Below are 12,667 nucleotides of genomic sequence, written 5' to 3' on the forward strand. Positions count from 1 at the left end.
GTCCCGCCCGGCGAGTTCGCCGTGCACCGCGACGCGTGGGGCGTGCCGCACGTGCGCGCAGCTGACGAGCTCGCGCTCGCCCGCGGCCAGGGGTACGTCACCGCGCTCGACCGCGGCTGGCAGATCGAGGTCGACCGGTGGCGCGCCGAGGGCCGCCTCGCCGAGCGCCTGGGCGAGCCCGGACTCGCGTGGGACCGGTTCGCCCACCGGGTCCGCCTCGCCGACACCGCGCGCCGCGCCTACGCGGCGCTCGCGGCCGACGACCGCGCCTGGGTCGACGCGTACACGGCGGGCGTCAACGAGGGCCTGGTCCGGGGCCGCGACGTGCCCGAGCTGCGCGCGCTCGCCGACCCGGCGTGGCCCGGCGGCGGCGACCTGCCGCCGCACGAGCCGTGGCCCGCGTGGGCGCCGCTCGGCGTCTTCCTCGTCGCGCACGTCCTGTTCTCCGGCTTCCCGCACGTGCTGTGGCGCGACCACGTCGCCCGGACCCTCGGTGCCGACCTCGCCCGCTCGCGTCCCGACGTGCCGCTCGACGCCGTGCTGGACGTGCTCGCCGTGGATGGCGGTCCCGGCTCGGGGTCGAACGCGTGGGCGCTCGCGGGCGGGCGGACGCGCAGCGGGGCGCCGCTGCTCGCGGGCGACCCGCACCGCCTGCTCGAGCTGCCGGGCGTGTACCAGCAGGTGCGGCTCGCGTGCGACGACTACGACGTCGTCGGTCTCGCCTTTCCCGGCGTGCCCGGCCTCCCGCACTTCGGCCACGCCCGCGCCGCGGCCTGGGGCGTGACGAACGCGATGGCGCACCACGTCGACGTGATCGCCGAGAGCCTGCGCCGGACGGACGACGGCCGGGTGGAGGCACGAGGCCCGGACGGGCCGGAGCTCGCGGACGTCGTGGTCGCCACGGTGCGCGTGCGCGCCGCGGGGGGACCCGCGGAGCACCGGGTGGAGACGGTCGAGACGGCGCGCGGCGTCGTGGTGACCGGCGGCCCGGAGGCACCGGGCCGCACGTTCGCGCTCCGCCTGCCCGCGCGCGTGGACGCCGACCTCGGCGTCGCGGCGTGGCGGCGGCTGCTGCGGGCGCGGTCGGCGCGCGACGTCACCGACGCGTTCGGCGCGTGGGTCGACCCGGTGGACCGCGTGCTCGCGGCGGACCGCGACACGGTGCTGTCGGTCACCGCCGGCCGCGTGCCCCGCCGGGACCGTGCGGAACGGGCGCTGCCCCTCCTCGCGTGGTCCGACGCCGCGCGCGCCCGGCCGTGGCTCGTGCCGCCCGCTCCCGTGGTCGTCGAGGACGTCGCGGTCGACGCGAACGAGCGCCCGGGACGACCGGGGCTCGACCTGGGCCACACCTACGCGCCGCCCCACCGCGCGCGGCGGATCCGCGGTCTGCTCGACGCCGCGGGCGAGGACGGGACGGCAGCGGACCAGACCCGGGTGCACGCGGACACGCTGCTCGGCGGCGCGGACGACCTGCTGCGCTGGCTCGGCCGGTCCGCGGGCGGCGGGTCCGGGCGCGACGGGGAGACGGGTGGCGAGGGCGCGTCCGGTACGACCATCGGCGCGACGGACGGCGACCCCGCATCGGCGCGGGCGGCCCGTCGCCTGCGCGCGTGGGACCGTCGCATGGACGCGGACAGCGCGGACGCAGCCCTGTTCGCCGCGTGGCGTGCGGCGCTCGTGCGCCGGGTCGCCGCGCATCCCGCCCTGGCGCCGCTGCACGCGCCGCACGGGCTCGACACCGTCTTCGCCCCGTGGCTGTCGGTCACGGCGCGCGTCGCGGACGCGCTGCCGGCGCTGCTCGGCGCCGCGTGGCTGGGGATCGACGGGACGGGCGAGGCGTGGGCCGCGCTGCGCGAGGTCGTGCGTGCTCCCGCGGGCGCGCGTGTCGACGGCCCCGACGGGCCGGACCGGGTGCCGCCGGACCCCGACGGCGCGAGCACCGTGCCCGCGAGCACCGTGCCGGTGTGGGGCGCGACCCACCGCGTGCTCGGCCTGCACGTGCTCCTCGACGTCCCGGGCGCCACGGCGCCGCGCGTGCCGCCGCTGCCGCTCGGCGGCGACACGGACACCGTGTGCTGCACCGCGAGCGTGCCCGGGATCAGCGACGTGTGCGTGCGCGGGTCGGTCGCGCGCTGGGCGTGGGACCTGGCCGACCGCGACGCGAGCCGCTGGGGCGTGCCGTTCGGCGCGAGCGGGGACCCGCGCTCGCCGCACTTCGCCGACCAGCTCACGGCGTGGGCGGTCGGGGAGACCGTGCCCGTCGTGACCGACTGGACCCTGCTGCGCCACGAGGAGACCCGATGACGACCCTCGCGAGGACCGCGACGACCGCGACCTTCCCCGACGTGCCGACCGGACCGGGTGGCGAGGCCGACCTCGCCGCTCCCGCTGGCGACGTCGCTCCCCCCGGGAGCAGGCGGCTGCGGACGGGGGCGCCGGGCGAGCTCCTGCTGACGCACGACGCCCCGGGCGGTGGCCGGCTGACGCTGCGCGTGCTCGACCCCGATGCCGACCTCGACGTGCTGCACGGCTGGGTGACCCGGCCGCGGGCGCGCTTCTGGGGTCTGGCGGAGATGTCCCGGGCCGAGCTGCGCGACCTGTACGCGTACGTCGGCTCGCTGCCCACGCACCACGCGTTCCTCGTGCGGTGGGACGAGACGCCCGTCGCGTTGCTGCAGACGTACGAGCCGGAGCACGACCCGGTGGGCGAGGCGTACCCGGTGCGGCCCGGCGACGTGGGCGCGCACCTCCTGCTCGGGGCGCGGGGCCCCCGCGGCGCGGACCTGTGGGGTGCCGTCGGGCCGCTGATGGTCGCGTTCTGTTTCGCGGACCCGCGCGTCGACCGCGTCGTCGTCGAGCCGGACGCGGCGAACGCGAGGGCGCACGCCCGGATGCGCACGCTCGGCTTCGAGACCGCGGGCCGCGTGCGCGTCGGGGAGAAGGACGCGGTGCTCGCGTTCCTCACCCGCGAGCGCGCCCGGGACCTCCTCGCCGCGGCGGCGGCGGTGTCGCGCGACTGACTCCCGCGCGGGACGTCAGTCGACGGGGTCGGGCGCGGGGGCGCGCGGTGCCCCCGTCCCGGTGCGCGCCTCAGCGGGGGGCGACGGCGTGACCGGCGTCGCGGAGAGCGTGCGTGGCCTGGTCGAGGCGGTCCTCGGGCACGAGCACGAGGTCCGCGTGGAACGTGGACGCGACGAACACGGCGATGCCCGCGTCGGCGAGGGGCCCGACGACGGAGGCGAGCACCCCGGTCGTCGTCAGGTCGTGCGCCGAGCCGTAGAACCCGGCCCACCGCTCGGCGTCGTCGAAGGGCGACGCGTGCCGCACGACCGTCAGGCCCTCGGGGGCACGCACGAGCGCGACCCACTCGTCGTCCTCGGGGAACGTGGCGCCGGGGACGTGGGCGAGGAGGAAGCGGTCGGGGACGACGTGGAGGTCGAGCGAGGTCATGCGCGGGACGGTATCCGCCCGCGCCCACACGGCCGTCGTCGCCCCGGCGTCCGCGCGCGCGTGCGCTACGGGGCGAGCGTGAGCAGCGGCTCGGGGTCGTCGACCCCGACGAGGACGGTGGTCGCGGTCACGCGACGGGTCCCCGCGACCCGGGCCGCGACCGGGGCGGCGAGGTCGAGGCGGACCACGGGCGAGCGCGCGGACCGCACGAACGACACGACGCCGTGCGCGCCGGTGCGCTCCCCGCCGTCCGCCGGGTCGTCGTGACCCGCGCCGATCTCGACGGGCCGCACTGCTGTCCCCGTCCAGGTGCCGGCGGCCACGACGTCCGCCCGGGGGACGACGACGCCGCCGACCCAGCCGAACCGCACGACGAGCGCGTCGGGGCCGAGGCGGACCGACGCCCAGAGGGGCGAGGCGAGGGCGAGGACCAGGGCGAGCGTCGCGAGGCCGAGGACGACGTCGACGACGAGGGCCGCGGCGTCCGGCAGCAGCGCCCCCGCGACGAGGTGCACCGTGAGCACCTCGACGGCGCCGAGCCCGACGACGCCCCCGACGAGCGCCCACCACTGGCCGCGCGCGCCCGCGCCGAGGCGCTGCCGGGACCGTGTCACGCGCCGACCCTACCGGCCGGGCGCGGTCGTCAGCGGGCGAGGCGCTCGACGACCGCGCCGTACAGCCACGGGGCGGCGCTCGCCGCGGGCACGATCGCCCCGCGGGCCGGGCTGCCCGCCCACGCGAGCAGGCCGGTCGTCAGGACGCGGTAGTCCCGCGTGGCGCGCGACCACGCCCGCTCGTACGCTCCCGCGTCGTCGAGGTGGCGCACCGCGGCGTCGGCCTGGGCGAGCCCGACGCGCACGCCCTCGCCCGTGAGCGCGTCGACGTACCCGGACGCGTCGCCGACGAGCCGCACCCGCCCGGCGGTGCGCCGTCGGGCGCGCTGGCGCAGCGGCCCGGCGCCGCGCACCTGCCCCACCGCGGGGGCGTCGCGCAGCCGGTCGGCGAGCTCGGCGAACGCGTCGAGCCCCGCCCGCGCGCCGTCGCCGTCCGCCCGCGCCGGGCTCGCGTCGCCGCGCCGCGCCAGCACGGCGACGCCGACGACGTCGGGCGCGACGGGCGTCACGTACGCCTCGGCGTGCGGGGCCCAGTGCACCTCGACGAGGTCGCTCCACGGCGCCGTGCGGTAGTGGGTGCGCAGCCCGAACCGGGCGCGGCCGTGGGCGGGGGCGTCGAGCCCGGTGAGGCGCCGGACCGTGGAGTGCAGGCCGTCGCACCCGAGCACCCAGGACGCGCGCACGTGCGTGCGTGTGCCGCCCGCGTCCTGGCCGAGGCGGTGCGCGGCGCGGGGCGAGGTGTCGAGCGCGACGTCGACGCCGCGGTCGTCCTGGCTCAGCCCGCGGAGGGTCGCCTGCTCGATCAGGACGCCCTCGGCCAGCGCGCGCTCGCGCAGCGCCGCGTGCAGGGCGGTGCGTCGCACGCCGCGCCCCGGTCCGGCGGCGAAGGGGTGGTCGGCGTGGCGGGTCGCGTCCCGGTAGCTGATGCCCGCGAGCCGGTGCCCGGGCGGGTCGACGCCGAGGTCGAGCACGGCGGCGAGCGCGCCGGGAAGCAGGCCCTCCCCGCACGCCTTGTCGATGACGCCCGCGCGCCGGTCGACCACGACGACCTCGCGCCCGGCCCGCCGGGCGTGCAGCGCCGCCGCCAGGCCGACGGGGCCGCCGCCCACGACGAGGACCTCGGTGCGTGCCGGGACGCTCACGTCGCGCCCGTCACGACCGGGGGCGCGGCGGGCCGTCGGCGCTCGCCCCCGCCGCGGTGGCGAGCGCGAGCGCACGCTCCTCGGCGGGGATGCGGAACCGGGCCAGCAGCACGGCGTTGAGGACGGTGAACGCGAGAGCCGTGACCCAGCACGAGTGCACGAGCGGGAGGGCGAAACCCTCGACGACGACCGCGACGTAGTTGGGGTGACGCAGCCACCGGTACGGACCGCGCGCCACGAGCGGGAGGCCGGGCACGACGATGACGCGCGTGTTCCACCGCGGTCCGAGCGTCGCGATGCACCACCAGCGCAGCCCCTGGCTCGCGAGCACCAGGGCGAGCATGGGCCAGCCGAGCCAGGGCAGGAAGGGCTGGTCCGCGAGCCACGCCTCGGCGACGCACGCGACCAGGAGCCCGGTGTGCAGGGCGACCATGGCGGGGAAGTGCCCCCGGCCCGACTCCACGCCGCCGCGCGCGAAGGACCAGCGCGCGTTGCGCGCGGACATCACGAGCTCCGCGAGGCGTTCCACCGCCGTGGCGCCGACGAGCACGACGTACCAGGCGAGGCTCATCCGTCCGCCCCCGCGCGGGGTGCACCGCGCCCGTCGAGGCGCAGGAGCACGAGCTCGGTGCTGACCCCGGGGCCGAACGCCAGGAGGACGGCGGGCGTGCCGGGCGGCGTGCGGTCGCGTCCGAGCGTCGCGGCGAGCACGTGCAGCACGGACGCCGACGACAGGTTCCCGACGTCGCGCAGGGACGCGCGGCTGAGCGCGAGGTCCTCCTCGGCGAGGCCCAGCGCGTCGCGCACGGCGTCCAGGACGCGGGGGCCGCCCGCGTGCACGACCCACGCTCCGACGTCGGCCGGCTCGAGGTCGTGCTCGGCGAGGAGCGCCTTGACGTCCCCGAGCAGGTGCGCCCCGATGAGCTCCGGCAGGCGCGCGGACAGCACGATCTCGAACCCCGTGTCGCCCACGCGCCACCCGAGGTCGCCCGTCGTGCCGGGGTGCAGGTGGGAGCGCGAGTCGACGACGCGCGCGCCGCGCGCCCGCCCCCCGTCGCGCGCGGCCCGCCCGTACGGACCGGGGCGCCGCGCGAGCGGGTGCTCGTCGCCCACGAGGACCGCCGCCGCCGCGCCGTCGCCGAACAGGCCCGACGCGACGAGGTTCGCCGTCGACGGGTCGCCGCGCTGCAGCGTCAGGGAGCACAGCTCGACCGCCACGAGGAGCGCGACGTCGCGCGGCCGGCCCCGCAGCAGGTCGTCCGCGCGCGCCAGGCCCGCGGCGCCCCCGGCGCAGCCCCACCCGAACGACGGCGTGCGCCGCACGTCGGAGCGCAGGCCCAGCCGGGCGGCGACCAGCACGTCGAGCGTGGGCGCGCCGACGCCCGTGACGGTCGTCAGGACGACGTGGTCTACCTCGTCCGCGCGCAGCCCCGCGTCGTCGAGCGCCGCCCGGCACGCCCGCTCCGCGAGGTCCGTGCCGAGCGCGAGGAACGCGTCGTTGGCCGACCCGAACGACAGCCCGCCGTAGTCCTCGACCGGCAGCGCGAGATGACGGGTCTCCACGCCCGCGTGGGCGTGCAGGCGGCGCGTGAGCGCACGCCGCACCGGGTCGTCCGTGAGCAGCTCGCTCGTGACCCGGGAGATCTCGTCCTGGCGGTACGCATGGTCGGGAAGCGAGGTCCCGACGGCGACGACGCGCGACATGCCCGCATCGTCCCACCGGCCTGCGCCGCCCGCGCGGGGGGCGAGCCGCGCCGCGCGGTCGGCCGCGTCGACGTCCGACGGGTGACGAGCCGCGCTCAGGCGTCCCGACGGCGGGCACCGCACCCGCAGCCGGACTACGGTGCGGCCATGGCGTCGGGGCGGTCGCGGGGGCTCGTGCGGGGGCTGGTCGTCGCGAGCCACTTCCCGCCCACGGTGATGGTCACCCTGTTCGCGCTCGCGCTCTCGGCCGGGATCGGTGCGGGTGCCCGCACGACGACGCTCGTCGCGCTCGCGGTCCTCACCGGCCAGCTCTCGGTCGGGTGGAGCAACGACTGGCTCGACGCGCGCCGCGACCTCGCGGTGGGGCGTGCCGACAAGCCCGTCGTGACCGGACTCGTCACGCCCGCGACCCTGCGCACGGCGGCGCTCGCGGCCCTCGGCGCGTGCGTGGTGCTCTCGCTCGCGACGGGCGTGGTGCCGGGGCTGGTGCACGTCGTCGCCGTCGCGATCGCGTGGTCCTACAACGCGGCGCTCAAGGCGACGTGGTGGTCGTGGGCCCCGTACGCGCTCTCGTTCGGGCTGCTCGCGGTGTTCGTCGTGCTCGCCGCGCCCGGGGACGGCCGGCCCGCTCCGTGGGCGGTGGCCGCCGCGGCGCTGCTCGGCGTGGGCGCGCACGTCGCGAACACGCTGCCGGACCTCGAGGACGACGCCGCGACCGGGGTCCGTGGCCTGCCGCACCGGCTCGGGCGGCGGGCGAGCAGCGTCCTCGCGCCCGCGCTGCTCGGCGTGGCCGCGCTCCTCGTCGTCTGGGCGCCCCCGGGTGCGCCGGACGCCGCGGCCTGGGTGCTGGGCGGGGCGGGGTTGCTCCTCGCCGTCGCGGCGGGGGTCGTGGGCGTGCTGCGGCCGCGCAGCCGGGCCCCGTTCGCGCTGTCGATGGCGGTGGCGGGCGTGTGCGTCGTGCTGCTCGTGCTCGCGGCGCCCGCCGTCGTCGTCGCGGGCTGAGCGGGCGGCGCAGGAGGCGACCGACGCGAGCCCCGGACGCGGGTCAGCGCGTGAGGTGGACGGACGCCTCGGCGGTGTAGGTCTGGAACGTCAACGAGGCGAACAGGTAGAGGCGCACCTCGTCGGCCGTGTGGTCGAGGTAGCCGATGGACACGTCCTGCCCGATCGTCAGCTCGTGGTCGCCGCCGCGCGTGGTGAGCAGGTACCCGCCGCGCAGCGCGGGCGCCCATACGATGTCGCGCTGTACCATGCGCTCGAGCTGCTCGCGGATCGGGTACCCGTGGTCGCGGGTCTCGGACACCGCCGTGTACAGGTCGGCGTCGAGCACGAGCGCGTACGGTCCCTCCACGCCCGCGAGGCGCAGCTCGGTCTGCGCGGCAGCGACGGCGTCCGGCAGGTCGCGCGGGTCGGCGGGGACCGCGATCGGCGGGTTGTCCGACCCGGGGCCGATGCCGCGGATCCCGGCGGCCGCGTACCCCTCGAACACGGCCCGGTCCTCGGCGCGCGCGAGCGCCGTGGCGGCGTCCTTGACCGGCTGCCAGTCGGAGTCCTTCGAGCCGCGCGCGACGTCGTCGACCGCCTGCCGGGACACCGTGAACGGGACCTGCAGCTCGACGAGCGGCACGACGTCGCGCAGGCGCGCCCGGATGCCGTCGTGCGGGGCCTCGACGTCGGTCACGTGGCCCGTGCGGGCGGACGCCGTGCCGAAGCCGAGCGGGCCCGTCACGTCGACCACGCGCCGCCCGGCGACGTTGCGCACGAACGTGCGCCGCGCCTCGTCTGCGATCTCCTCCCACGCGGCGTCCGTGACGGGCGCGAGCCAGCGGTGCAGGTTCGAGTCCCCGGGCGCGCCCGCGCCGCTCGTGGGGACGACCGAGCCCAGGTCCGGTTCCGAGGTGCTCACGACGGTTCTCCCTTCAACGACCCGATCGCGAGAGTCCCGACGGGCGCGGTGGTGGCGGGTGCGGCAGGCTGCGCGGTCGCGGTCGCGGTGCCGGGTGCGGTGGGCGCGGGCCGTCCGGCCTCGTCCGGGGCGTCGTCGGCCAGCGACTCGAGCAGGTCGAGCGAGGGGACGAAGAACGACGTCCCGGTCAGCGCGGTGGACACGTCGAGGATGTGGTCGTAGCGCCCCGGCGGGTTCCCCACGAACATGTTGTCCAGCATGCGCTCCACGACGCCGACGTCCGCGGCGTAGGCGATGTAGTAGGTGCCGAACTCTCCGGTCGACGGGTCGCCGAACGCCATGTTGTCGCGCAGGACGTCACGCTCGGTCCCGTCGTCGTCGACGATCGTGTTGAGCGACACGTGCGAGTCCGGGGGCTGCACGCCCTCCGCGAGCTCGACGTCGTCGAGCTTGGTCCGCCCGATGATGCGCTCCTGCGCCTCGACGGGCAGCGCGCCCCAGGCCGCGAGGTCGTGCACGTACTTCTGCACGACGACGTGGCTGCCGCCGGCGAACGGGCCGTCCGGGATGATCGCGGCGCCCGCGGCCGAGCGGCCCGTCGGGTTCTCGGTGCCGTCGACGAAGCCGAGCAGGTCGCGCGAGTCGAAGTAGCGGAAGCCCGTCACGTGGTCGTCGACGCGCACCGCGTCGCCGAGCGCGGCCATGACCTGCCGGGTCAGCTCGAACGTGAGGTCGGCGCGGTCGGCCCGGACGTGGAACAGCACGTCGCCCGGGGTCGAGGGGGCGTCGTGCACGGCGCCCTGCACGGCGCGGAACGGGTGCAGGCCGTCGGGCCGCGGCGCCCCGGGCGGGCGCACGGCGTCCCAGAACGCCGCACCCAGCCCCACGACGCACGTGAGCCCCGCGGCCGACTGGCGGAACCCCACCGCGCGCACCAGGTCGTTGACCGACGAGGCGACGTCGAGCAGGCGCTCGCGCGACCCGGGCGAGCCCGTCGCGCTGACGACGAGGAACACCGCGGACTCGGTGAGACCGCCCAGGACGGGCTGCGGCTCCGGGACGTCGGCCGGCACGCCGATGCTCGCGCCGGTTCCCTGGGTCGTGTTCTGCGGCACGAGGCGAGCGTGCCACGCGTGCCGGGGGAGCGCACCCGCGCGGCGGCGTCACGCCGCCGCGCGCACCAGGCCCTCGACGACGGCCGCCGTGCCCGGCGCGGGGCGGTCCCCGTACGTGACCGCGAGGACGCGGCGGGCCGCGCCAGGCAGGGCCCGCAGGTCCACGCGCGGGTCGCGGTGGGCGCGCAGCGCCAGGGCGGGCAGGAGCGAGACCCCGACCCCGGCCGCCACGAGGGACTGCACCGCGACGTAGTCGTCCGTCTCGAACGCGACCCGTGGCGTGAAGCCCGCGCGCTCGCACCGGCCCACCAGGTCGGCGCGGCACCGCTCGCAGCCCGCGATCCACGCCGCGTCCGCGAGCGTCGCGAGGTCCCCCGGCGCGGCGGCCGCCCCCGGCACGCGCTCGCGCCCGCCGGGGGTCGGCGCGGCGTCCGCCGCACGCACGAGGAACAGCTCCTCGGCGAGGACCGGCACCGCGCGCAGGCCCTCCACGTCGACGGGGGAGCGGTCGTGCTCGAACACCAGCGCCACGTCCACCACGCCACGCCGCAGCGCCTCCAGCGCCTCGGGCGGCTCCGCCTCCACGAGGCCCACGCCCAGGCCCGGATGGTCCCGCGCGAGCCGCGCCACGACGTCGGGCACGAGCGTCGCGAGCGCCGAGGGGAACGCCGCCAGCCGCACCCGCCCCGCCGAGAGCGACACCAGCGCGTCCAGCTCGTCCCGTGCCGCGCCCACGCGACCCAGGATCTCCTCCGCGCGCGTCGCCAGGAGCCGCCCCGCCGCCGTCAGTCGCACCCCGCGCCCGTGCCGCTCCAGCAGGGGCACGCCCACCTCCGCCTCCAGCCGCGCCAGGTGGTGGCTCACCGACGGCTGCGCGTAGTGCAGCGACCGCGCCGCGGCCGTCACCGACCCCTCGCGGGCCACGGCCGCCAGGACGCGCAGCCGTGTCAGGTCCATCTCGACTCCCTCACCGACGAAGCATAGATCCGATCGATCGATCCACTCAGAACAGGCATTGGACCTATGAGACGGCACCCGTCACCGTGGACGCATGGCCCCCGCAGACCTCGCCCCGCCCACGATGCGCGACGTCCTCGACGCCCGCCGCCTCCTCGCCGCACACCTCGACCCCACCCCGGCGCGCACCTACGCGGCCCTCGACCACGCCACCCGCGCCCACGTCGTCGTCAAGCACGAGAACCTCCAGCCCACCGGCGCGTTCAAGGTCCGCGGCGCCCTCAACCTCCTCCAGCGCCTCACGCCCGACGAGCGCGCCCGCGGCGTCACCGCGTTCTCCACCGGCAACCACGCCCAGGCCGTCGCCCAGGCCGCCCGCACCACCGCCACCCCCTGCACCATCGTCATGCCCACGAGCCCCAACCCCACCAAGGCCGACGCCGTCCGCGACCTCGGCGCCCGCCTCGTCCTCGTCGGCACCACGTTCGACGACGCGCGCGAGCACGCCACGGCGCTCGCGGCCGACGACGGGTCCCGCCTCGTCAGCGCCGCCAACGAGCCGCTGCTCGTCGCCGGCGTCGCGACGGCCTACCTCGAGCTGCTCGAACGCGCGCCGGACCTCGACGTGCTCGTCGTGCCCGTCGGCGGGGGCAGCGGCGCCGCGGCCGCGTGCCTCGTCGCCCGCGCGCTCGCCCCCGACCTCGACGTGGTCGCCGTGCAGTCCACCGCCTCGCCGGCGGCGCACGACTCCTGGCGCGCCGGGGACCTCCTCGCGCGGCCCAACGCCTCGCGCGCCGAAGGCCTCGCCACCGGCACCGGCTTCGCGCTCACCCAGGCGATGCTGCGCGAGCACCTCGCCGACTTCGTCCTCGTCGACGACGACGCGATCGACCGCGCCGCCGCGCTCTACCTCACCGCCGCGCGCACCGTCGCCGAGGGCGCGGGAGCGGCGGCGCTCGCGGCCGTGCTCGCCGACCCGGAGCGGTTCGCCGGCCGTCGCGTCGGCGTCGTGTGCTCGGGCGGCAACGCGAGCCCGGCGGAGCTGCGCCGGGTCGCCGCGCACCTGCCGGGGTAGCTCGGGTCGCGTCGCGGTCACGGCACGCCGGGCACGCGCACCGGGCCCTCCCGCTGGACGGGCCTAGGCTCGGACCCATGGCCCGCTACCTCGACGTCCACCCCGACAACCCGCAGCCGCGCGCGATCGCGCAGGTCGTCGCCCTCCTCGAGGACGGCGGGCTCGTCGCCTACCCGACCGACTCCGGCTACGCCCTCGGGTGCCGCATGGACGACCGGGAGGGCGCGGACCGCATCCGCCGGATCCGGCACCTCGACGACCGGCACCACTTCACGCTCGTGTGCGCCGACTTCGCGCAGCTCGGCCACTTCGTCATGGTCGACAACTCCGCGTTCCGCTCCATCAAGGCCGCCACGCCCGGCCCGTACACGTTCATCCTGCGCGCGACGTCCGAGGTGCCGCGGCGCCTCGCCCACCCCAAGAAGAAGACCGTCGGCGTGCGCATCCCCGACGACACGGTCGCGCAGGCCATCGTGGCCGCGCTCGGCGAGCCCATCCTGTCGAGCTCGCTCATCCTCCCCGGTTCCGCCGAGGCGCTCACCGACGGGTGGGCGATCAAGGAAGAGCTCGACCACGTCGTGGACGCCGTCGTCGACGGCGGCGAGCGAGGCAGCGCGCCGACGACGGTCGTGGACTTCTCCGACGGCGCCCCCGAGGTCGTCCGCGCGGGCGCGGGCGACCCCTCCCGCTTCGAGTAGGGGACG

13 protein-coding genes are annotated in these 12,667 nt (G+C 77.8%); 5 read left to right on the forward strand and 8 right to left on the reverse strand.

Annotated features, from left to right (window positions below; genetic code table 11):
- Window positions 1-21: 21 nt before the first annotated feature.
- A complete protein-coding gene (locus ACTJIY_RS01175) occupies window positions 22-2,304 on the forward strand; it encodes a penicillin acylase family protein (RefSeq protein WP_440697215.1) in 2,283 nt (760 codons plus the stop codon).
- Complete coding sequence (locus tag ACTJIY_RS01180; protein WP_440673071.1) at window positions 2,301-3,020, forward strand: GNAT family N-acetyltransferase; 720 nt, start codon at window positions 2,301-2,303, stop codon at window positions 3,018-3,020. The genes ACTJIY_RS01175 and ACTJIY_RS01180 overlap by 4 nt, the downstream gene beginning before the upstream one ends.
- Before the next feature lie 70 nt (window positions 3,021-3,090).
- Here ACTJIY_RS01180 and ACTJIY_RS01185 read toward each other — a convergent pair whose 3' ends face one another.
- From ACTJIY_RS01185 to ACTJIY_RS01205, 5 genes are all read right to left on the reverse strand, one after another.
- The gene (locus ACTJIY_RS01185) at window positions 3,091-3,450 is read right to left on the reverse strand and encodes an ACT domain-containing protein (RefSeq protein ID WP_253049507.1); all 360 of its coding nucleotides are present in this window, start codon (window positions 3,448-3,450) and stop codon (window positions 3,091-3,093) included.
- A gap of 65 nt (window positions 3,451-3,515) precedes the next feature.
- Window positions 3,516-4,064: a hypothetical protein gene (locus tag ACTJIY_RS01190; protein ID WP_440673070.1), complete on the reverse strand. Its 549-nt coding sequence runs from the start codon at window positions 4,062-4,064 to the stop codon at window positions 3,516-3,518.
- A 29-nt stretch (window positions 4,065-4,093) separates the two neighbouring features.
- Window positions 4,094-5,206, reverse strand: coding sequence for an NAD(P)/FAD-dependent oxidoreductase (locus tag ACTJIY_RS01195; protein ID WP_440673069.1), 1,113 nt, complete (start codon window positions 5,204-5,206; stop codon window positions 4,094-4,096).
- Between the two features lie 10 nt (window positions 5,207-5,216).
- On the reverse strand, window positions 5,217-5,777 hold the full coding sequence (locus ACTJIY_RS01200; RefSeq protein WP_440673068.1) for an isoprenylcysteine carboxyl methyltransferase family protein: 561 nt from the start codon (window positions 5,775-5,777) through the stop codon (window positions 5,217-5,219).
- On the reverse strand, window positions 5,774-6,910 hold the full coding sequence (locus ACTJIY_RS01205) for a type III polyketide synthase (RefSeq protein WP_440673067.1): 1,137 nt from the start codon (window positions 6,908-6,910) through the stop codon (window positions 5,774-5,776). The genes ACTJIY_RS01200 and ACTJIY_RS01205 overlap by 4 nt, the downstream gene beginning before the upstream one ends.
- A gap of 147 nt (window positions 6,911-7,057) precedes the next feature.
- Between ACTJIY_RS01205 and ACTJIY_RS01210 the strand changes: the two genes are divergently transcribed.
- Window positions 7,058-7,912: a UbiA family prenyltransferase gene (locus ACTJIY_RS01210; protein WP_440673066.1), complete on the forward strand. Its 855-nt coding sequence runs from the start codon at window positions 7,058-7,060 to the stop codon at window positions 7,910-7,912.
- Between the two features lie 43 nt (window positions 7,913-7,955).
- On the opposite strand, the gene ACTJIY_RS01215 is transcribed toward ACTJIY_RS01210, so the two are convergent.
- The 3 genes from ACTJIY_RS01215 to ACTJIY_RS01225 are packed head-to-tail and all read right to left on the reverse strand — an operon-like array spanning window position 7,956 to window position 10,888.
- The gene (locus tag ACTJIY_RS01215) at window positions 7,956-8,816 is read right to left on the reverse strand and encodes a family 1 encapsulin nanocompartment shell protein (RefSeq protein WP_253049496.1); all 861 of its coding nucleotides are present in this window, start codon (window positions 8,814-8,816) and stop codon (window positions 7,956-7,958) included.
- Window positions 8,813-9,931 carry a Dyp-type peroxidase gene (locus tag ACTJIY_RS01220; RefSeq protein WP_440673065.1) on the reverse strand — a complete coding sequence of 373 codons (1,119 nt, stop codon included), beginning with the start codon at window positions 9,929-9,931 and terminating at the stop codon, window positions 8,813-8,815. Before ACTJIY_RS01220 ends, ACTJIY_RS01215 begins: the two co-directional genes overlap by 4 nt.
- A 48-nt stretch (window positions 9,932-9,979) precedes the next feature.
- Window positions 9,980-10,888, reverse strand: a complete 909-nt coding sequence (locus ACTJIY_RS01225) for a LysR family transcriptional regulator (protein WP_440673064.1) — start codon at window positions 10,886-10,888, stop codon at window positions 9,980-9,982.
- A 94-nt stretch (window positions 10,889-10,982) separates the two neighbouring features.
- On the opposite strand from ACTJIY_RS01225, the gene ACTJIY_RS01230 reads away from it, so the two are divergent.
- Both ACTJIY_RS01230 and ACTJIY_RS01235 read left to right on the forward strand, forming a co-directional pair.
- Window positions 10,983-11,963, forward strand: coding sequence for a threonine ammonia-lyase (locus tag ACTJIY_RS01230; protein WP_440673063.1), 981 nt, complete (start codon window positions 10,983-10,985; stop codon window positions 11,961-11,963).
- Window positions 11,964-12,040: 77 nt separating this feature from the next.
- Window positions 12,041-12,661: an L-threonylcarbamoyladenylate synthase gene (locus ACTJIY_RS01235; RefSeq protein WP_378233221.1), complete on the forward strand. Its 621-nt coding sequence runs from the start codon at window positions 12,041-12,043 to the stop codon at window positions 12,659-12,661.
- The last annotated feature ends 6 nt before the right edge of the window (window positions 12,662-12,667 follow it).

This window comes from Cellulosimicrobium sp. 22598, from assembly GCF_052044445.1.
Lineage (GTDB): Bacteria > Actinomycetota > Actinomycetes > Actinomycetales > Cellulomonadaceae > Cellulosimicrobium > Cellulosimicrobium cellulans_G.